Here is a 19802-nt window from a genome sequence, read left to right on the forward strand (position 1 = left end):
GATTATCCGAACAGCCAGTATTGGTAGCCGATAAAGCAAGCCAGAAGTATGAATCCATTGGTTCTTGATATAGTACGCTTTCCAATTAAATCGAAGCTGAACAAGAACAACAGCAAGGTCAAACCGAGCATAACGTACATGTCTCGGTTATAAACGTCAGGGTCTAGCAGACCTGGGGCAATTAAACCTGGCATACCGAGTACGGCTAGCAGGTTGAAAATATTAGAGCCAATAATATTACCCAGTGCTAAATCGTCTTCACCTTTAAGCACACCTGCGACACTTGCCGCTAATTCAGGAAGGCTTGTGCCAAACGCAATAATCGTCAACCCGATAACTAAATCAGAAATGCCCATGTATCTGGCAATTTCCACGGCTGAGTTTACAAGGAAGTGGGCACTCAAAGGTAATACAACAAGGCCAACACCAATCCAGATAAGCGCAGAGGTATTAGAAACGCCCTTTGGAATTTCATCTGCGGTCTCAGCCACCAGCGGGTCTTCTTTATCAACTTGTAGCGATAACCAAGCCATCATTGCCAAAACAAATATAAATAGACCTAGTAAAATTATCCCTTCGTAAGACTTTAGCTCGCCATCAAACATAAAGCCTAGCGCAATCAGTGAGATAATAAGAAGGGCGGGGAGTTCACGCTTAAGCGTTGTAGATGAAACAAGAAGCGGCTTTACTAACGCAGTTACACCTAATACGAGCGCGATATTAGTTATATTTGAACCAAGGGCATTACCCACGGCTGTGTTCATATTGCCATTTGCAGAGGCAATAGCGGAAACCACAATTTCAGGTGCCGAAGAGCCCATGGCGACAATCGTTAACCCGATCATCATAGGAGAGATGCCGATGTTCTTTGCTAGCGCGGAAGCACCGTACACAAAGCGGTCTGCACTCCAACTTAAGACAATCAACCCAACCAAAAAAATGACAATGTTTAAAAGCACAACAACCTGTAATAGTTAGTATTTCGATAGATTGTCGCAAAAAGAGTGCCATTTGCCTATGCCAGCATCGTTTTATTTTCACCAAATATTGTCAATTGATGTAAATTTCCACTTACCACACCCATCATAGCGGTTCGAGCATATTGCTGGTAAGCGTTCAGTTTCAGTTAATAAACAGCACAATAGGATGGGAATCGAAGCGATATGTTAATCCTTAATAGGAAGGTGCCACTATTATTCGTCTTAATCGAACATAACTTGTAACTTTTTGACTTTGGCGAGTGTCTTGAAAAAGCGTACAATGGCTCCAAATTACACGCCCAGATAGTGTGTCTACTGGACAAGCCAGCCTGTAAACATAAAAAACTACACTGCAGAGTAAACTTTTTTGAATTTGTTGGCTCTTAAAAGTAAACTGGTCAGTAAACTTTATGAGTTATGTGTGCGAAGGCACAGAAATTGAATATGCACATCGCTCATATACTTTTAATATTTTCTAAGTGGATTGATAGCGGCGTTCAAAACCAACTCAATCCAGCGTCAGGGGTCGACATTTAAGTAACTATGGATCATTTAGTTGAAGTAGATAACCTAACCTTCAAACGCGCAGAACGCATCATTTATGATGGGATTTCATTGAAGGTACCTAAGGGCAAAATTACTGCGGTAATGGGGCCAAGTGGAATAGGTAAAACCACGCTGCTGCGCCTTATTGGCGGGCAGTTAACGCCAGATGAAGGCGACGTAAAATTTGATGGCGATTCAATTGTCTCTATGTCGAGAAAGTCTCTTTACGAAACTCGTCGTAGAATGAGCATGCTTTTTCAAAGTGGTGCGCTTTTCACCGACATGACGGTGTTCGACAATGTGGCGTTTCCGCTTCGCGAGCATACTGATCTGTCAGAAGACTTGATAGCAACTATTGTCGCTTTAAAGCTACAGGCCGTAGGTCTGAGAGGCGCCGCGCAGTTAATGCCGAGCGAACTTTCTGGTGGAATGGCGCGCAGGGCCGCGCTAGCTAGAGCAATAGCGCTAGACCCCGATTTAATTATGTACGATGAGCCTTTTGCTGGACAAGACCCCATATCCATGGGTGTGCTGGTAAAACTTATTCGAGAACTCAATGATGCTCTTGGCCTAACTAGCATTGTCGTGACCCACGACGTAACGGAAGTGCTGACCATCGCTGATTATATTTACATTTTAGCGGATAAACGCGTCATTGGTGAAGGTACAGCGCTGCAAATTAAAGAGAGCGATTCCGAATTGGTTCAACAATTCTTAAAAGGTAAAGCAGATGGCCCGGTTCCATTTCATTACCCAGCGCCTGACCTGAAAGCAAGCTTTCTGGGGGTAGATAAATGAAGTTCTTCCAATCATTAGGCGCTAAAACTATAGGGAAAGTTACTGCGATTGGTCGAGCAGCACTCATGCTGTTTGGCGCACTTATCGCTGTTCCCCGAGTAAAAAACGTCCCACTGGTTATTAAACAGTTATACGTGGTGGGTGTGCAGTCTCTGCTGATCATCATGGTATCGGGGCTATTTATTGGAATGGTTATGGCACTGCAAGGCTATACCATTTTAGTCGATTACGGTGCGGAGGGCAGCTTAGGTCCCATGGTCGCGCTTTCACTATTGCGTGAACTTGGTCCAGTAGTCACCGCATTGCTTTTTGCTGGGCGTGCCGGGTCAGCGTTGACCGCTGAAATTGGCCTTATGAAAGCCACCGAGCAATTAAGTAGTTTAGAAATGATGGCGGTAGACCCACTAAGGCGCATAGTTGCTCCTCGTTTTTGGGCGGGAATGTTAGCCATGCCAATGCTAGCCATTATCTTTAGTGCCATTGGCATTTTAGGTGGTCATTTAGTCGGCGTAGATTGGTTAGGTGTTGATGCAGGCAGTTACTGGTCAATCATGCAGTCGACGGTTGATTGGAATCAAGATGTTATAAACGGCGTTATAAAAAGCCTCGTTTTTGCCTTGGTTGTGACGTGGATTGCCATATTTAAAGGTTACGATTCTATTCCAACATCGGAAGGGATCAGCAAAGCGACTACCGAAACGGTGGTCTATTCATCATTAGCAGTATTAGGGCTGGACTTCGTGCTTACCGCCCTTATGTTTGGTATCGAGTAGGGGATTGGAATGAGTAAGTATAAAACGGAAGTAATGGTTGGTGTGTTTGTCATGCTTACGATAGGTGCTTTGTTATTGTTGGCACTTAAAGTTGCAAACCAAACGGTCGCAACCGAAGGCGATACCTATACCTTATACGCGAAGTTCGACAACATTGGCGGGCTTAAGCCTCGCTCTGCTGTAAAAGTGGGTGGCGTAACCGTAGGCCGTGTATCATCTATTTCTCTAGATCAAGAAGATTTCACACCAGTAGTAGAGCTATCTATTTTAAACGAATACAACGGCTTCCCTGAAACAAGCTCGGTGTCTATTTTGACCTCGGGTTTATTAGGTGAGCAATACGTAGGCTTCCAGCCAGGGTTCTCTTTTGATGGTGTTGCTAACCTACAAGATGGCGACTACCTACAAGATACAAAGTCAGCTTTGGTGCTTGAAGACCTTATCGGGCAGTTCTTATTTAACCGCGGCAGCGACGAAGACTAATCGCGGTTCAACGACTAAGCGTATATTACGAAGTCGTTAATTAATTCCAGCGGCCTGATGAAACTAATTACCTCATTGTCAGGTCTGCTTAAAAGAGTTTGAAGTTAGGAGATTTATTTTGAAAAAGTTTTTCGTAGCAATTGGCATCTTTATGATGTCTGTAGCAGGTATGGCGAATGCGCAGGAAGTTAATGAACAAAACCCTTATGAGTTGGTTCAAGATGTAGCTAATAGAACGTTTGAACGAATTAAAGCAAATCAGGAAGCGATTAAAAACGACCCTGAAATGCTGCGCACTATCATGCAGGAAGAGCTTGTTCCGCATATTGATTATAAATTTGCAGCTTTCATGGTGTTAGGTAAGCACTTCAAATCTGTGCCTCAGGAAAAAATGGGTGAGTACATCAGCGTTTTCCGTCAATATCTAGTAACCACATACGCTGTAGCAATGGGCTACTACGACAACCAAGAAGTAATCTTTGAACCTGAGTCATCGTTTGAAGACAAAAAATCGGTAACCGTACGCGCAGTGGTTCAAGACCCAAGCCGTCCTGAAATTAAAATTGCATTTAAAGTTCGTAAAGACAGCAAAACGAACGAATGGAAAGCATATGATATGGTCGCTGAGGGTATCAGCATGCTAAACAGTAAGCGCAGTGAGTTTGAATCAATTCTTCGTCAAGATGGTATTGATGCAGTTATCGCACTAATGCGTGACAAAATTGGCAAGCCGGTAGAGCTGAAGCAAGGCGAGCCAATTGAAATCGAAGGAGAGGCTGAGTGAGCCTGTTCGAGGTAAATGACACGGGTAGAATAGTGGTTCACGGTCAATTAGACCGTGAAACGCTGTCGAAAAATTTTTGGGAAAGTTTAAGCGGCAACCAACGTAGCATGTTGGTTAGTAACAAAAAGTGCCAAGTTGATTTAGGCGATGTGGAGCGTGCAGACAGTGCTGGTTTAGCATGGCTTATTAATGCTGTTAGGGATGCAAAGCAAAATGGTGTTAGCATGACCCTTTATAAAATGCCCGAGAAGCTACAAAAGCTTGCGAAAATTAGCGACGCGGATAGCTTTTTACCCGTAGAATAAACACCATTAAGCGAATAAAGAAGTAAGTTATGGAATTGTCTGAAATTGAAAAAATCTTGAAAGATGCGTTAGATCTTCACGAAGTCCACGTAAAAGGCGAAGGTTCGCATTTTAATATCATTGCAGTTAGCGATGCATTCAATGAAATGAGCCGCGTAAAGCGCCAGCAAGCAGTGTACGCGCCTTTAGCTGATAAAATTGCAGACGGCAGCATGCATGCAATTACCATCAAGACGTTTTCAGTAAAAGACTGGGAGCGCGAGCGCCAGTTCAACATTCCTCAATAATAGGCGTCGCTCGTGGATAAACTTGTAATAAAAAAGAGCCCTGCACTTAACGGTACAGTGCGTATCTCTGGTGCGAAAAACGCGGCACTGCCGCTGTTGATGACCAGCCTACTTACTGATTCCTCTTGTCGTTATACCAATGTTCCTCGTCTTCGTGATATCAACACTACCACGGCGCTTTTGCGTGAGTTAGGTGTAGAAGTAGCACTTCCTGCGCCCAATGATATTGTTATTGATGCAAGTACACTTGAAAGTGTGACGGCGTCTTACGACTTAGTGCGTACTATGCGCGCTTCAATTTTGGTATTAGGCCCGTTGTTAGCTAAGCAGGGTAAAGCGAACGTGTCTTTGCCTGGTGGTTGTGCCATAGGTGCACGCCCGGTAAACCTTCATTTGACTGGCCTTGAAAAGATGGGCGCAAAGATTGAAGTAGACGAAGGCTATATTCGCGCTGAAGTTGATGGTCGCTTAAAAGGCGCGCGTATCTTTATGGATATGGTAAGTGTAGGCGCTACCGAAAACCTACTGATGGCAGCAGCATTGGCAGACGGTACGACTATTTTGGAAAACGCGGCACGTGAACCTGAAATTGTTGATTTGGCGAACTGTCTTATTCAAATGGGCGCCAAGATCAGTGGTGCAGGAAGCGATAAAATTACCATTGAAGGTGTGGAAACCTTGAATGGTTGTGATTATGCCGTACTGCCAGATCGCATTGAAACCGGTACTTTCTTGGTAGCGGCGGCTGTAACAGGCGGTAAAGTCCGTTGTACTCATGCGGCACCAGATACGTTAGATGCTGTACTAGATAAACTAGAGCAAGCTGGTGCGAAGATCACAGTGGGCGAAGACTGGATTGAGCTAGATATGGAAGGGCGTAAGCCACAGGCTGTGCGTGTTAAAACCGCACCACACCCAGCATTTCCTACAGATATGCAGGCCCAGTTTGTTACCCTTAACTGCGTTGCCGAAGGCACAGGCGTAATAACAGAAACGATTTTCGAGAATCGCTTTATGCATGTACCAGAGTTACAACGCATGGGCGCAGAAATCGCACTTGAAGCTAACTCAGCCGTGTCTAAGGGCAGTTCAAGTTTGAAAGGGGCGCCAGTAATGGCTACTGACCTTCGCGCCTCAGCAAGCTTGGTTATCGCTGGGCTTATCGCAGAAGGTGAGACTCACGTAAATCGTATTTACCACTTAGACCGTGGTTATGAATCGATAGAAGAGAAATTGGGTGGTTTGGGTGCCATTATCGAGCGAGTTAAAGAGTAAACCTTAAACCTTGCACAAGAAAAAGCGCCGCATTTGCCCATGCGGCGCTTTTTTTTGTATAAAATTCTACTTACCGACTATCTTCGCGAATGTTTTTACAACAGTAATAAACGCTCAAGCGCTAAATGTGTAGTTAAGTACTACTAAGGCTATTGCCCCGCTCGGAGTTCTCCAACAGTTGCCGTTAGCGTAATTGATTGCCCATCGCGGCTAAGTTCAATTTCAAGCTCAGTGCCAGGCTCTGTTTCAGCAATCATATCCAGCGTTTTAGATGCGCTTTCCAAACGCACACCATCAATGGCTACTATGATGTCACCCGGGCGAATACCTGCGATGTCGGCAGGGCTGCCTTTAGCTACCGCCTGTACATCAATGCCTGGGCGATTGCGGTTCTCTCCGCCTACAAAACCAAGCTGGCCGCGCACAACCCGTCCATTGCTGATAATTTCATCCATAACGCGCTTAGCCAGTTCATAAGGAACAGCGAAGTTAATTCCATCTACATTGCGTGCGCGATTGTTAGAATCTAGCACTTGGAAATTGGCGTTGGTGATACCCAGCAAAATCCCATTACTATCTACCAAAGCACCACCCGAGTTTCCTTGGTTTAATACGGCATCGGTTTGAATAAAATCTACATAGTTCGACAAGCCATTGCGACCTGCTCTACTTACGATCCCTTGGGTTATGGTTTGCCCCAAGTCAAAGGGATTGCCTATTGCCATTACTACGTCGCCCACATGGGTATCGGGTTCTGATACCTGAGGAATAATGTGTAGGTTGTCAGCCGTGACTTTCAATACGGCAAGGTCGGTGAGGGGGTCAGTACCTACAATTTGTGCTTCTAAAATGCGACCGTCTTGCACTGCTACGTAAATACTGTCGGCATTGGCTACAACGTGGTGGCAGGTAAGCAGGTAGCCGTTCTCTGTCATAATAACGCCAGAGCCCAAATTGGTACGCCCACGCGATTGATTTCGAAATAGGCCTGAGCCGTTTTCGATACTAACACTATAAATGTTCACGACGGCTGGTGCGGAGCGGCTCAACGCTGCAAAATAGCTTTCGCGACTGGCGCTAACAGATGGCTCATTAAAAAAGCCTTGGGCTAGCCCCTTACCTTGTCTAAGTTCCGGCAAAAAAATCAACAGCAAAGCCGCAACGGCAACGCCTAGGATGATAGATTTTAGTAAGAAGTTAAATATTGAGCGGCCAGTCACAAGTCACACTTATTGTTGTCTGTCGCACTTACTCCATACGCACCGTTATTGAGGTACTACTTCACAAATTAAAAGCGCAACAATCTGAATTTATCGTTATTAATGTAAAGGATATCACTTTATTCACTAAACTACCGTAATGAAAAGCAAATTTTGTGTAACTCAATACGTCACAAGAGATGGTTAGAAAGTAAGCTAATGTGGATAGGGCTAAGGGGATAGTTTTCCTCAATAAAAAACGGCGCTTTAAAAGCGCCGTTTAACATGTATTCCTGTTTAGGAATTAGTAACTTTGAGAACTGAGCTCTACTGTCTGATAACCAAGTAAAGGGTAGAGTTACCGCGTTTTACATTAAGTGCGATAACGCCTTTGGCTTCGTCTAGCGCGTTTCTGAACTCCGCAACCGTTGATATGCGAACGCGGTTAACACCAATGATCACATCTTCAGATTGAAGGCCAATACGCGCCGCAGGTGCACCACGCTCAATCTCAGATACGACTACACCAGCATTGCCAGCATCGTCAGTACCATTAGACAGTGTGGCACCTTCTAGGGCTGGGTGAATTTGAGCTGCAGTTACCGTGGTATCAGTAGCATCGTCTAATACAACGTCTACGTTCATTTTCTTACCTTTACGCATAACGGTTAGCTCAACCTCTGCGCCAGCCCCCATACTTGCAATTTTTGCACGCAGTTCTTGGAAGCTGTGGAGCTTGCGACCGTTAATCGCCGTAATGATATCGCCTGCCTGAAGACCACCTTTCTCTGCAGCAGAATCAGGCTGTACTTCGCTTACGAATGCACCAATATTAACCTCGGCATTCATAGCTTCGGCAAGGCCTGCATCAATATCACTACCTAGAATACCCAAGAGACCTCGGCGTACTTCACCATATTCAGCAATTTGATCGACAAGGCTTTTCATCATATTGGCAGGAATAGCAAAACCAATACCCACGTTGCCGCCATTAGGGCCAAAAATAGCGGTATTGATACCAACCAATTCACCGTGAAGGTTAACCAGTGCGCCACCTGAGTTACCGCGGTTAATTGCCGCGTCAGTTTGAATGAAGTCTTCGTAACCGCCAATGTTTAAGCCTGAACGGCCTAAAGCACTTACAATACCTGAGGTTACGGTTTGAGAAAGACCGAATGGATTACCAATGGCGACTACAAAGTCACCAACGCGTAGCACGTCAGAATCGGCAAGCGGCAACGCTTTTAAATCATCCGGCTCAATCTTAAGCAAAGCGATATCACTTTGCTCGTCAGAACCCAACTTTTTCGCTTTGAACTCGCGTCCGTCTGTTAATTTAACTGTGATTTCGTCCGCGTTATCAACAACGTGATTGTTGGTAACTACATAACCTTTGTCAGCATCAATAATGACACCAGAACCAAGACCACGGAAAGGACGTTCTTGAACTTGCTCTTGCGGTGCACCAAAGAAGTAGCGAAACATTTCTGGTACGCGCTGTGTAGAAGTTTGCGTACCTTCCACTGCGATACTGACTACCGCAGGGGTCGCTTCTTCGAGCATAGGGGCTAAAGACGGCACTTCGTCTTTTGAATCAGAAAAGAACGGTAACGCCGCCTGCGTACTAGCAGTAAAGCCCAGTGAACTTACAACAACGGCAGACGCCAATAGACAATGGCGGAAAGACATTTTCATGTTCGCTTACACTCCTTCATGTTATATGCGACATAGCATGGTTTCAGTAAAAGAGTCTGACGTCGTAATAAAGTTCCCGATGTTACTGTTTTTCTGCGTTATTCTGCTCAGAACCGCCGACGAACAACCCCGAACCTGAGTTTGCGAAGTCTTTCGGCTGGGTATCAGAAACACGATTTACTTTAGACTTGTCAGTCCCTTTCAAATTATTGCGTAAATAGGTTGTAGCTTGCTCCCCGTAGAAAGGAACCTTGCTATCTTCTTCATCGCTGCCTTGTTCAAGCAGCATTTCGTACTCTTCAATTTGTTGCTTCAGCGTTTCACACTGACTCTCAATGCTTTCTAAGCTTTGACGAGTTTGATGTATATGATGCTGCGCCTGTTGTGCGAGGATCTCTTTAACTTGCTTCTCAGTTTGTGCAGCATTACCTGCGCCTTGCTTTTGTTGAAGAAAGCGACCAGCGAAAAAGCCAATAATTAAACCAACAACTAACAAAGCAAGAGATACTAACAATTCCATTATATTCTCCGAATAAATCTACATCGTGCAGCCGACCTTTGTTTCTACGATCTAAAAGCTGCTTTCGACCATATGCTGAATATAGCAAGGTCAAACCCGAAAAGCGCATACATAGTTTCATTTATTCAGTGTATGTCGAATTTCAATGTGAGATTCTACCGTGATTTCCATTAAAATTAAGGTCATAATTGAGAAATTCAAGCAGGTCGGTGCAGCGTGCGCCGCTATTGACTTTTGTACGGAGTGGTTTCGGCGATGACGCCATGGGAAAAATATCAGCTAGATCTTCAGTCGTCTGATTTTCATTATGACGCGGCACAAGAAAATGCAGTAAAAGAGCTTCAGCGTTTGTACGATGAACTGACCGAGCCCAAAAAGAAAATGACTTGGCGGGTTAAGTTAAAAGCTGCGTTTGGTAAAGGACATGCCAAGCCGGGTATTCAAGGCATTTACTTTTATGGCGGGGTAGGGAGAGGTAAAACTTATTTAGTGGATACCTTCTACGATTGCTTGCCTTTTGAAAAGAAAATGCGCGTGCATTTTCACCGTTTCATGTATCGCGTGCACGACGAACTTAAGCAACTTAAAAGCGAACAAGATCCTTTGAAGTTGGTGGCGGCAAAGCTGGCAGAAGAAGCGAGAGTTATCTGTTTTGACGAGTTTTTCGTATCTGATATTACCGACGCCATGATTTTAGGTACCCTAATGGAAGAGTTATTTGGTCACGGTATTGTGCTAGTGGCTACCTCTAACATAGTGCCTGACGATTTGTATAAAAACGGATTGCAGCGTGCGCGATTCTTACCAGCAATTGACCTGCTCAACCAAAACACTCGTGTGGTAAATGTTGATAGTGGTATTGATTATCGCTTGAGAACCCTAGAGCAAGCTGAAATTTATCACTACCCACTTGATAATGAAGCCACAGAAAATTTGCATAGTTATTTTTCTCAGTTAGCGCCAGAAGAAGGCTCTAAAGGTGAAGATATTGAGGTAAATAACCGTAAAATTGCAACTCTTCGTAACGCAGACGGCGTCTTGATGATCGACTTCAAAGCACTATGTGGAGGGCCCAGAAGCCAGAGCGATTACATTGAATTAAGCCGTTGTTATCATTCGGTGCTCTTAGCCAATGTCGCGGAAATGGGCCAGCATAATGACGATGTGGCGCGCCGCTTTATTGCGATGGTAGATGAGTTCTACGAGCGTAACGTGAAACTCATCATTTCGGCAGAAGTAGCGCTAGAAAACCTTTATACCCAAGGCCTTCTAAACTTCGAGTTTAGACGCTGCCTTAGCCGCTTAAAGGAAATGCAGTCACACGATTACCTGGCCACCGAACACCTACCATAGAAAAATGTATGGGGTCAGAGTACATTTATGTCTAATAAGAGCGGGTAAGCACGTTGCTTGCGTCCCTTGAAAGGGGATTCACATTGGTATTAGAGGAAAATTAAGGTAGAATTTCGCACAATTTTTCTGTGTTGCTAAATCAGCGTTTAGTTTGGAAAAGGTTGCACTTAGCAATTTTTACAATGGCTTGTTTCGCATTAACTCCAAATAAGACAAAGCGGCGCAGCCTGAAAAAAGGTTCAGGCAAATAGTACCCCGATAAAACCCAACGCAGCATTTCTAATTGCGAGAAAGAGAATTTTAAGATGGGAAGAGCATTCGAAGTTCGTAAAGCCGCCATGGCAAAAACTGCCGGCGCAAAAACTAAGGTTTATTCTAAGTACGGTAAAGAAATTTACGTGTGCGCAAAAAATGGTGGTGCCGACCCAGACACTAACCTTTCACTTCGCCGCCTAATGGAAAAAGCGAAGAAAGACCAAGTACCAAGTCACGTTATTGAAAAAGCGATTGATAAAGCGGCTGGTGGTGCTGGCGAAGATTTTCAGCCTATGCGTTACGAAGGCTTTGGCCCGGGTAACTGTATGGTTATTGTTGACTGCTTGTCTGACAACGCAAACCGTACCATTACCGAGGTGCGCAACTGCTTCACTAAAACTAACGCCAAGCTAGGTGCGCAGGGTGCGGTATCGCATATGTTCAATCACCAAGCGGTATTCCAGTTTGAAGGTGACGACGAAGACGCTATTCTAGAAGTGCTGATGGAAGCAGACGTGGACGTAACTGATGTTGAAGTTGAAGACGGTAAAGTTACCGTTTATGCGCCGCACACTGAATTCTATCAGGTAAAAACAGCGCTAACTGAAGCCTACCCAGATATTACGTTTATTGCCGAAGAGATGAGCTGGATACCTCAGACTGAAACTGAGATCAGCGAAGAAGATATGCCTATGTTTGAGAAATTCATGGACATGCTTAACGACTGTGACGACGTGCAGGATGTTTACCACAACGCGATTACGCCGAGCAGTAACTAATAAACACAAACCTCATGAATAAAAAACCTCGCCAATGCGAGGTTTTTTTGTGTGCTCAAACGTTTAACGGCGATTATAGATAAACTGTTTCGTACTTTATCGGCGCTAACTTTTTTAAAATACGATTTTCCTGCTGATAGGTAAGGCCTACATCGCGCATAGCACCTTGAACATACTCTACCAAAATATAGAATTCTCGCTCCTTGATGTTGAGACCTTTGTGAGACTCTAACATTGATTTACCATCGTACTCACAAGGTCCGCCAATAAGCTCACAGGTTTGCAAAACGAGTTGGTCGCGTAGATGCTTTTTTGGCACCCCTTTAAAGTAGTGACCAATTACAGGGTCAGTGTAAATACGGGTGATAGCCACACCATAGACAGTGTTCAGCGTTTTATGGCCACCAATTTCATCATACAGACTTTGCTTTTCAGTACTTGCACAACCTGTAAGCAAAATGTTTAGTAGCGCTAGTGCTGCAATAGGAATACATTTTAACAATTTCATATGTGGTAACTCCCCATTAAAAATTGCCATTTACCGTTAGGTAGAAGCCACTTGAGCTCTCTTGCAGCGGTAAATTACCTAAATCCACATAGGCAGCGGTAATTGAAATAGATTTATTTGGAAAGTAAGCAATAAAAGCATCAACAACCGTATCCTCTTCGGCTAGCCCACCTAACCGATTAGTTTGTGTTCGAAACTCAGTGCCCATTGCCGTGGTAGGGCTGATTAATACTGCAACGGAGCCTTCCCACTCAACTTTTGCATTGTCGTGACCTTCAGCACCAAAACCCAATAGGCCAAATACATTTGCCTTAGTGTACCTGGCGGTTAAATTAGTAAGTAAATTATAGCCTGACGGTGTGCCCAACCATAATTTAGTCGCTGAAAGGTAGATGTCAGTGCCGCTGTCGTCCTTTGCGCCTAACAGTAAAGGTACCCCTACCTCAGGAAGTGGAACGGTGCCATCTGGCAATGAAAGCGAACTATCAACATCTCTATTTTTCTTATACTGGGCGCCTAAAGCGATTTGTGGAGCCCATGAGTTTTGGGTAAAAACGCCATCACCGAATAATTTAACCTTTGCCCCCACAATATCTTGCTCGATAGTTGTACTGTTAGCATTGGTCACCGCACCTTCTGTAAGTAGCGCAAAAACATTGCTGGTTAACCCGGCTGAAATATCTAAACGCTGGCGCTGTATGCTAAATTCCACGCGGTCAAAAAGACTTATGCCAGCACCAGCAGTAGTGAGCGAGTAATCGTTAAGGCTTAAGTATTGAACATTGGCAGAATAGCTAATTTCTTCTTTACTCGTGTACCCGCCAATAAATGCCCAAGGTGTTATGCCGCCACCTGCGGTACCTTCAAAGCCGGTAATTCCGCCCGACGCTATTAAGCGAGAGCCGCTATCCGCGTTTACTAACGGCGATAAAAAAAGTAAGGGAAGTAACAAGCGCTTTATCATGTATTGAGCCTAATAGTGTTATTGCGGTGCTGTGATTGAGTTATCATAGCGTTATTCGCGTTCTTTTACGTTTACAGTAATCTGATTTAGCAGTTCATGCCACGGTAGTGGACGAGAAAGATAATAACCTTGTGCCCAATCGCACCCAAGGCTCTTTAAATAATCGAGTTGTGCTTCTGTCTCTACGCCTTCCGCGATTACGCGAAGACTGTAAAGTTTGGCAAGGTTTTGAATAATCATCACCATTTTACTACGCGACTCAGAAGCAGAGAAAAGGTCGTTAACGAAGGAGCGATCTATCTTCAAGCAATTGGCGGGGTAGTGAATTAACTGGCTGAAAGCTGTATAGCCTGTTCCAAAGTCATCAAGCGCTAAAGAAACGCCTAGCTCGTTTAATGCTTTAAGCGTTTCAAGGCATGTCATGTCACCTGCAACAAATGCTGTTTCCGTTATCTCTAGTTCAACGCGTTCAGGTGAAACATTGTTTTTCAATAAAAGCGCTTTAACTTGTGAAGGGAAATTTTCGTTATTGAGTTCTACGCCAGATACATTAATACACATTCTCCCTTCGAAGGCGCAAGAGCTTTGTAATTGCGTTAGCGCATTTAACGCATTATCAATGACCCACAAATCTATTTTTTTAATAAGACCGACAGATTCTGCAACGGGTATAAAGTCGTCAGGTCCAATGTCTTTTAATTCTTCGTTTTGACACCTAAGTAACGCTTCCACCGCGACAATAGTGTTATCTTTGCAATCAAATATTGGCATGTATGCTAGTGAAAATTGACTTTCACTAAGAGCAATTCTCAGCCCTTTTTCTATTTTTTGGCGTTGCTGCAACGCCATTGCGATATCCTTAGTGAAGAACCTATAGCAGTTGCGACCGTTATTTTTCGCATCATACATCGCCGCATCAGCATGTTGCAGCAATGTTGCTGGTTCGACTGCATCATCAGGGTAAACAGCTATACCTATACTGGCGTATACGTTATGAGAAACGCCGTCAACATCAAACCCATTGTCAAACACACCCAAAATGCGTTCTGCGGCTTTGCTGGCATCTTCCGGTTTTTTCATATCAGGCAAAATTACGACGAATTCGTCCCCCGCTAGCCTGGCCAGACTATCTTTATTTGGTTTGAATAATTGGTCGCTAGGTCGAATGACTTCCCATAGCCGTTCACTAAATTCGAGTAGTAAGCGATCTCCAGCCTCATGACCAAACTGGTCATTCACCTGTTTAAAGTTATCAAGGTCGATATAAAGTAGCCCTATGCGATTCTTGTCTTTTTTCGCACGACTGATTAAACGCTGTAGATTGTTTTTAAAACTCCAGCGATTAGGGAGGCCTGTCAATGTATCGAAAAACGCCATTTGGCGGACATCGTCAGCGTGAAGTTGAATGATGGTTCGATAGGCTTGTTCTTCTGAATAGAGCGCAGCTAAGCATATGGAGTTTAGCGCCAGCATAGTAAGAACGAAACGAATTGCTTCGACTAAGGAGTAGCTAGTCGATAATAAGAATGAAAGCGGGCTGAATAGCAAGAGTAGGCTAGCAATAGTAAAAAAAGAAAAGATGACAACCGCAGGCCAAAAGCGATTAATGAAAAGGTTAATAGCCATAATCGGGTAAATCCACAGCATACCCGTATTGTCTTTTCCGCCAGTGATAAGCAATGAAATAGAAAGAAAACACAAAATACCGCTAAGCACAGTGGCAGCGCGCTCTACATTACCGGAGCGTTTTAGAATGTACAGGTTAATCAAACCGACAAACGCACAGCCTAATAGTAAGATACCAAGAAAGCGTGCGTTACTAATTAGATTAATGCTGCCTAAGGCTAGAAGAAACAGCACTCCAATGATGGTTAAGACTTGGCATAATCGATAGCGCCTGCGAAATCGGACGGCGACCATTTCTTGCTGACCCGTCGTTGAGTCATGAGTTTGAATTTGGTTCTCCAAAATACTATTAATATCCATCCAGTAAAAGGTTTTTACTTTTTTGGCGTTTAACCTAGGTTAGCCTGCTACCAATATATTGCTGTTCTTCGTAAAAGATAGACTACCTCACTAACCTATTCAATTATTCTTACGGATTATCACCTTGTCGCTTAGTTATTGATTAATATTAGGTATTTCTAATTTTTGTGTGTTTGGAAAATAAGCAGAAATAAGCCCTAACTTGTAAGGATTCATCACAGTTTCAAAAATATTTTGAAACTGATTCAGCTATTAGAGGGCTTATCATTGAAAAGGTGAATCAATACCATACGCACAACTTTTAGATTGTTCCCATTTATATATTGAGGAGTTAGTTGTGTCTCATCCAATTATCGAAGATTTAAACAAGCGTTATACAGTTAAGAAGTACGATGCTAACAAACGCATTTCAGCTGACGACCTTGCTACCATTCTTGAAGCTTTGCGTCTATCAGCGTCTTCTATCAACTCTCAGCCTTGGAAGTTTGTTGTAGTAGAAAGCGACGAAGCGAAACAGCGTCTACACGATAGCTTTGAAAATAAGCATCAGTTTAACCAGCTTCACGCGAAAGAAGCGTCTCATACTATTTTGTTTGCTTACGACCCTAAATTCACTAAAGAAAAGTTTGTTAAACGTGTCGATGCAGAAGTCGCTTCTGGTCATTTACCTGAAGATATGCGTGAAAACTTTATGGGTGCTTATGCCTTCGCTGAAGCGAATACCGATGAAAATGGTAACAACGCAGCATGGACTAAAGCGCAGGTTTATCTTGCACTTGGAAATGCAATGCACACATTGGCTCGTTTGGGTATCGCCTCTACACCGATGGAAGGTGTGGATCCTGATTTGCTTGGCGAACTATTCAAAGACGAACTAGACGGCCACGTTTGTGAAGTGGCATTGGCTATGGGATACCCTGATACCGAGCAAGACTGGAACCACGGCCTACCTAAGGCCCGCTTGCCAAAAGATGACGTGATTGCAGTGGTTTAACCCTCTTATAGAACAGCCAGTTGTTTTAAGTATAAAGTGTAAAAGAGCGCCTTTAACGGCGCTCTTTTATTTTAAAGACTCGTGCAAACTAGCGTTGAAAATAATCTGTCCGCCCCCATCTCACTCGCTTGACTGAAATCAATTTATTAATAAAACCAGCCTAAATATCGTGCACGCTTTTATAAAACGCAATAGCCCTTCTTCATTTACGCCGTTTCTTGTGGCGTGGGTATTGTCGTATCTAATTGTTAGTACGGGTTTTCAGACACCTGATGTAGCGAGTAATGCTGAAGTTACGTCGCAGTCTCCGCTGGCCAAGTTTGTTCACAGCACGCAAAGCTACTCTCTTAGGTTTAGCGCAACCAAACTAACCGGTGATAAAGGCGAAAAGCTTACCGACGCAGAGCCGCCAGGTTTAATATCGGCATCGCTAAACTTTGTCTTTTACAAAGCGTCATCCACCAAGGTGCCATCAGCAGGCCCTTTCTTTACTGATAAAACGTGGGTAAAAGCGAGCCCTCGAGGTCCACCTTCCATCCTGAGTTAACCCCTTTACACGCGCTAACGTGAAAGCAAAGCTTCTTTGTTTCTCGTTCAAGCGTTTTAAAACTTCATTATTCAGGATTTAAAATGGCACGATTTTCATTTCGTGGCTTTGTGTATGTGCTCATCGTTATGCTCGGTTTACTGAGCGCTGCGCCCAACATATTGCCACAATCAGTTAAACAGCAGTTACCCACGTGGTATACCTCTAGCACTCTTTCTTTAGGCTTAGATTTACAGGGAGGATCGCATCTACTCTTAGCCGCAGACACTGACGCCTTGTTTGAGAAGCAACTCAGCAGTTTTTCCAGTGATTTGCTTAGCGAATTACGTACCCAAAACGTACGCTATACCAGAACATCTCACTCGCTTTCTTCAAAGGCGAGTAGTCAAGATAGTGCAGCAAGCGTTGTATTTACCTTGCGCAACGCAGGTGATGCTAGAAAGGTTAAAGATGTTGCTTATCAAGTTTCCGCTCAACCGAAAGGAGCAAGTGCACTTGATGTTGCAATAAAGCAAAACACCGTCACTCTTACACTTAACGAACTCTATTCAGAGCAATTGGTTAAGGACACGTTAAGCCGAAGTGTTGAGGTAGTACGGAAGCGTTTGAACGAAACCGGGCTTACCGAGCCCAGTGTTACCTTACAGGGTAAAGACGCGATTTTAGTTCAGATGCCAGGTATGTCCGACCCGACCCAGGTTAAAAAGCTACTGGGTACTACAGCACAAATGACCTTTCATTGGGCTGCAAACAGCCGCTCAGAACAAGTAATGAGCAAGCAGGATGGGGCGGGTAATTCCTATCGCTTGGAACAAAAAGTGGCGCTAGAAGGCGAACATATCACTGACGCGGCCGGTGTTTTAAGTAGCGAAACCGGTCAGCCTGTAGTGACCTTTCGTTTAGACAGTGCCGGTGCTAAGCAGTTTGCCACTATGACCCGCGACAATATTGGCCGCGTGCTTGCTATTGTTCTTGACGACAAAGTGGTAACCGCCCCGGTTATTAACAGCGTGATCCCAGGCGGACGAGGAGAAATTACCGGTAACTTTACGTTGCCCGAGGCAGGTAATACCGCATTAATGCTTCGCACCGGTGCGTTACCTGTGCCCCTTGATATTATAGAAGAACGTACGGTTGGGCCTGATTTAGGTAGCGACGCTATTCAAACCGGTGTAGAAAGCGGTATAGCAGGTGCGTTGCTAGTTTTAGCATTTATGGTAGCGATTTATGGCAGATGGGGGGCTATTGCAAGCTTTGCTCTGTGCATCAACATGGCATTGGTGTTTGGTGCGTTAACCTTATTTGGCGCAACACTCACATTACCTGGCATTGCAGGCTTGATTCTGACTATGGGCATGGCGGTAGATGCAAACATTTTAATTAATGAACGCATACGTGAGGAAAGTAAAAAAGGCCGCCCTGCAGCCAGTGCAATCGAAGTGGGCTTTGAAAAAGCATTCGCAACAATAGTAGATTCAAACTTCACTACGCTTATAGCGGTGAGTTTGTTGTTTATGTTCGGAAGTGGGCCTATTAAAGGGTTTGCTATCACCATTGCCCTTGGGCTTGTATCTTCAGTATTTACTGCGGTTGCCTTAACTAAAATGCTTATGCTTAGAGTGGTTAAGTCGAAGCAAAAAAATACGCAAGATCGCGCGCAGCAGCGCCTGCCACTACGCTTCTCATCGCCGCTACTGCGCTTGAGCGATAAGCTAAGCGGTGTTAATTTTCTGGCTAAACGCAAGATTGCATTAGCTATTTCGGTAGTGCTAACAGTGCTCTCAATCGGATTATTTGCCAAACCAGGTTTACATTATGGTGTCGATTTTACCGGGGGCACCATGATTGAGCTGACCGCGCCAACACTCTCGACTGATGAGTTACGAGGTGTCATTGAAAGTAATGGCTTTGATCAGGTAGCCATTCAAGAATATGGCAGTGAGCATCACTATTTATTGCGCGCTCCTGTTCTCGATAGCAATGACGAGCTTGATAATAGCAATGCAAAGCAGACTGACGCACTAAAACGTGCGATTTCAGAGGCTGACGACCAGGTAAGTTTTGATAAAGTTGATATGGTTGGACCGAAAGTCAGCGGAGGTTTCGCGGAGCTATCTATTCTTGCGCTGCTTATAGCCGGTGGTGGCATGTTGGTTTACCTATGGGCGCGTTTTGAAGCGCATTTCGCGACGGCAGCACTGCTTACCGTGCTACTGGATTTAACCAAAACCATAGGCTTTTTCGCGTTAACCGGTATCGAGTTTAACTTAACCGCAGTAGCAGCGTTATTAGCGCTTATTGGTTATTCGATAAACGATAAAGTGGTGGTGCTTGATCGTATCCGCGAACTCTTACGTTTAGACCCAACTAAACCTTTATCAAACACCATCAACGAAGCGGTGAATAGTACATTAAGTCGAACGGTATTTACGTCAGTTACCACGCTGTTAGCGCTGCTTCCAATGGCTTTATTTGGTGGTGACGCAGTAGAAAGTTTTGCAGTGCCTATGGTTTTTGCTGTGGTAATTGGCACGTCTTCGACCTTGTTTATAACCTCTACATTATTGTACCTATTGGGCAGTAGAAGGGAGAAACAGGGCAAAGCACAGTTAAAGCCCACTGCTGAAGAAATTAAGGCTTCGTTGTCCCACATCCCTTAGGCGACACGAGTTCCTTAACTTTATTACCCTGCCGCGTTTTTGTACCTCAATACTTTGGTAAGAAAACGCGGTAAGGTAGCAGTATTAACAGGAACCCTTGATGCGTACTTC

Annotated in this window: 19 protein-coding genes; 12 read left to right on the top strand and 7 right to left on the bottom strand. The window is 44.3% G+C overall.

All coding sequences use genetic code 11. From position 1 onward, the window contains the following. Positions 1-2 precede the first annotated feature (2 nt). Positions 3-959, bottom strand: coding sequence for a calcium/sodium antiporter (locus IW644_RS08855; protein WP_269917294.1), 957 nt, complete (start codon positions 957-959; stop codon positions 3-5). A 564-nt stretch (positions 960-1523) separates the two neighbouring features. Between IW644_RS08855 and mlaF the strand changes: the two genes are divergently transcribed. From mlaF to murA, 7 genes are all read left to right on the top strand, one after another. Continuing rightward, entirely contained in the window at positions 1524-2324 is an 801-nt protein-coding gene (gene mlaF / locus IW644_RS08860) for a phospholipid ABC transporter ATP-binding protein MlaF (protein ID WP_269917295.1), read from the top strand. Further along, complete coding sequence (gene mlaE / locus IW644_RS08865; RefSeq protein ID WP_179982447.1) at positions 2321-3097, top strand: lipid asymmetry maintenance ABC transporter permease subunit MlaE; 777 nt, start codon at positions 2321-2323, stop codon at positions 3095-3097. Before mlaF ends, mlaE begins: the two co-directional genes overlap by 4 nt. 9 nt (positions 3098-3106) lie before the next feature. Next, positions 3107-3580: an outer membrane lipid asymmetry maintenance protein MlaD gene (gene mlaD, locus IW644_RS08870; protein ID WP_012517348.1), complete on the top strand. Its 474-nt coding sequence runs from the start codon at positions 3107-3109 to the stop codon at positions 3578-3580. Between the two features lie 118 nt (positions 3581-3698). Then, positions 3699-4364 (top strand): MlaC/ttg2D family ABC transporter substrate-binding protein, encoded by a 666-nt coding sequence (locus IW644_RS08875; protein WP_118490199.1) that lies wholly within the window; start codon positions 3699-3701, stop codon positions 4362-4364. Beyond that, positions 4361-4669 (top strand): STAS domain-containing protein, encoded by a 309-nt coding sequence (locus IW644_RS08880; RefSeq protein ID WP_269917296.1) that lies wholly within the window; start codon positions 4361-4363, stop codon positions 4667-4669. Before IW644_RS08875 ends, IW644_RS08880 begins: the two co-directional genes overlap by 4 nt. A gap of 29 nt (positions 4670-4698) precedes the next feature. Next, positions 4699-4956, top strand: coding sequence for a BolA family protein (locus IW644_RS08885; protein ID WP_012517351.1), 258 nt, complete (start codon positions 4699-4701; stop codon positions 4954-4956). A gap of 12 nt (positions 4957-4968) precedes the next feature. Continuing rightward, positions 4969-6231 carry a UDP-N-acetylglucosamine 1-carboxyvinyltransferase gene (gene murA, locus IW644_RS08890; RefSeq protein WP_269917297.1) on the top strand — a complete coding sequence of 421 codons (1263 nt, stop codon included), beginning with the start codon at positions 4969-4971 and terminating at the stop codon, positions 6229-6231. 149 nt (positions 6232-6380) lie between these two features. Here the strand turns inward: murA and IW644_RS08895 are convergent, their stop codons facing one another. The 3 genes from IW644_RS08895 to IW644_RS08905 form a co-directional block, all read right to left on the bottom strand. Then, a complete protein-coding gene (locus tag IW644_RS08895) occupies positions 6381-7451 on the bottom strand; it encodes a trypsin-like peptidase domain-containing protein (protein ID WP_269917298.1) in 1071 nt (356 codons plus the stop codon). A 306-nt stretch (positions 7452-7757) separates the two neighbouring features. Beyond that, positions 7758-9119 (bottom strand): DegQ family serine endoprotease, encoded by a 1362-nt coding sequence (locus IW644_RS08900; RefSeq protein ID WP_269917325.1) that lies wholly within the window; start codon positions 9117-9119, stop codon positions 7758-7760. A gap of 88 nt (positions 9120-9207) precedes the next feature. Beyond that, the gene (locus IW644_RS08905; RefSeq protein WP_269917299.1) at positions 9208-9645 is read right to left on the bottom strand and encodes a ZapG family protein; all 438 of its coding nucleotides are present in this window, start codon (positions 9643-9645) and stop codon (positions 9208-9210) included. Between the two features lie 255 nt (positions 9646-9900). Here IW644_RS08905 and zapE point away from each other — a divergent pair, with 255 nt between their 5' ends. Beyond that, positions 9901-10998, top strand: a complete 1098-nt coding sequence (gene zapE, locus IW644_RS08910) for a cell division protein ZapE (RefSeq protein WP_269917300.1) — start codon at positions 9901-9903, stop codon at positions 10996-10998. 305 nt (positions 10999-11303) lie between these two features. Next, positions 11304-12032 carry a YebC/PmpR family DNA-binding transcriptional regulator gene (locus IW644_RS08915; RefSeq protein WP_269917301.1) on the top strand — a complete coding sequence of 243 codons (729 nt, stop codon included), beginning with the start codon at positions 11304-11306 and terminating at the stop codon, positions 12030-12032. A gap of 73 nt (positions 12033-12105) precedes the next feature. Here IW644_RS08915 and IW644_RS08920 read toward each other — a convergent pair whose 3' ends face one another. Genes IW644_RS08920 through IW644_RS08930 form a run of 3 tightly spaced genes read right to left on the bottom strand, consistent with a single transcriptional unit; the run spans position 12106 to position 15490 of the window. Next, a complete protein-coding gene (locus IW644_RS08920; RefSeq protein ID WP_269917302.1) occupies positions 12106-12540 on the bottom strand; it encodes a group I truncated hemoglobin in 435 nt (144 codons plus the stop codon). 16 nt (positions 12541-12556) lie between these two features. Next, positions 12557-13504: a DUF3034 family protein gene (locus tag IW644_RS08925; RefSeq protein WP_269917303.1), complete on the bottom strand. Its 948-nt coding sequence runs from the start codon at positions 13502-13504 to the stop codon at positions 12557-12559. 51 nt (positions 13505-13555) lie between these two features. Then, complete coding sequence (locus IW644_RS08930) at positions 13556-15490, bottom strand: putative bifunctional diguanylate cyclase/phosphodiesterase (protein WP_269917304.1); 1935 nt, start codon at positions 15488-15490, stop codon at positions 13556-13558. A gap of 337 nt (positions 15491-15827) precedes the next feature. Here IW644_RS08930 and IW644_RS08935 point away from each other — a divergent pair, with 337 nt between their 5' ends. From IW644_RS08935 to secD, 3 genes are all read left to right on the top strand, one after another. Then, positions 15828-16484, top strand: a complete 657-nt coding sequence (locus IW644_RS08935) for an NAD(P)H-dependent oxidoreductase (protein ID WP_179982456.1) — start codon at positions 15828-15830, stop codon at positions 16482-16484. Positions 16485-16716: 232 nt separating this feature from the next. Continuing rightward, positions 16717-17031, top strand: a complete 315-nt coding sequence (locus tag IW644_RS08940) for a hypothetical protein (protein ID WP_269917305.1) — start codon at positions 16717-16719, stop codon at positions 17029-17031. 83 nt (positions 17032-17114) lie between these two features. After that, positions 17115-19691, top strand: a complete 2577-nt coding sequence (gene secD, locus IW644_RS08945) for a protein translocase subunit SecD (RefSeq protein WP_269917306.1) — start codon at positions 17115-17117, stop codon at positions 19689-19691. The last annotated feature ends 111 nt before the right edge of the window (positions 19692-19802 follow it).

The sequence above is a fragment of the Alteromonas sp. PRIM-21 genome, assembly GCF_027563165.1.
Lineage (GTDB): Bacteria > Pseudomonadota > Gammaproteobacteria > Enterobacterales > Alteromonadaceae > Alteromonas > Alteromonas macleodii_A.

Excerpts from the sequence above, each read along its gene's own strand:
- IW644_RS08920 (WP_269917302.1), bottom strand. The coding sequence starts at position 12,540 with ATGAAATTGTTAAAATGTATTCCTATTGCAGCACTAGCGCTACTAAAC.
- IW644_RS08915 (WP_269917301.1), top strand. The coding sequence starts at position 11,304 with ATGGGAAGAGCATTCGAAGTTCGTAAAGCCGCCATGGCAAAAACTGCC.
- mlaE (WP_179982447.1), top strand. The coding sequence starts at position 2,321 with ATGAAGTTCTTCCAATCATTAGGCGCTAAAACTATAGGGAAAGTTACT.
- mlaF (WP_269917295.1), top strand. The coding sequence starts at position 1,524 with ATGGATCATTTAGTTGAAGTAGATAACCTAACCTTCAAACGCGCAGAA.
- IW644_RS08905 (WP_269917299.1), bottom strand. The coding sequence starts at position 9,645 with ATGGAATTGTTAGTATCTCTTGCTTTGTTAGTTGTTGGTTTAATTATT.
- IW644_RS08930 (WP_269917304.1), bottom strand. The coding sequence starts at position 15,490 with ATGGATATTAATAGTATTTTGGAGAACCAAATTCAAACTCATGACTCA.
- IW644_RS08885 (WP_012517351.1), top strand. The coding sequence starts at position 4,699 with ATGGAATTGTCTGAAATTGAAAAAATCTTGAAAGATGCGTTAGATCTT.
- mlaD (WP_012517348.1), top strand. The coding sequence starts at position 3,107 with ATGAGTAAGTATAAAACGGAAGTAATGGTTGGTGTGTTTGTCATGCTT.
- zapE (WP_269917300.1), top strand. The coding sequence starts at position 9,901 with ATGACGCCATGGGAAAAATATCAGCTAGATCTTCAGTCGTCTGATTTT.
- IW644_RS08900 (WP_269917325.1), bottom strand. The coding sequence starts at position 9,119 with ATGTCTTTCCGCCATTGTCTATTGGCGTCTGCCGTTGTTGTAAGTTCA.
- secD (WP_269917306.1), top strand. The coding sequence starts at position 17,115 with ATGGCACGATTTTCATTTCGTGGCTTTGTGTATGTGCTCATCGTTATG.
- IW644_RS08925 (WP_269917303.1), bottom strand. The coding sequence starts at position 13,504 with ATGATAAAGCGCTTGTTACTTCCCTTACTTTTTTTATCGCCGTTAGTA.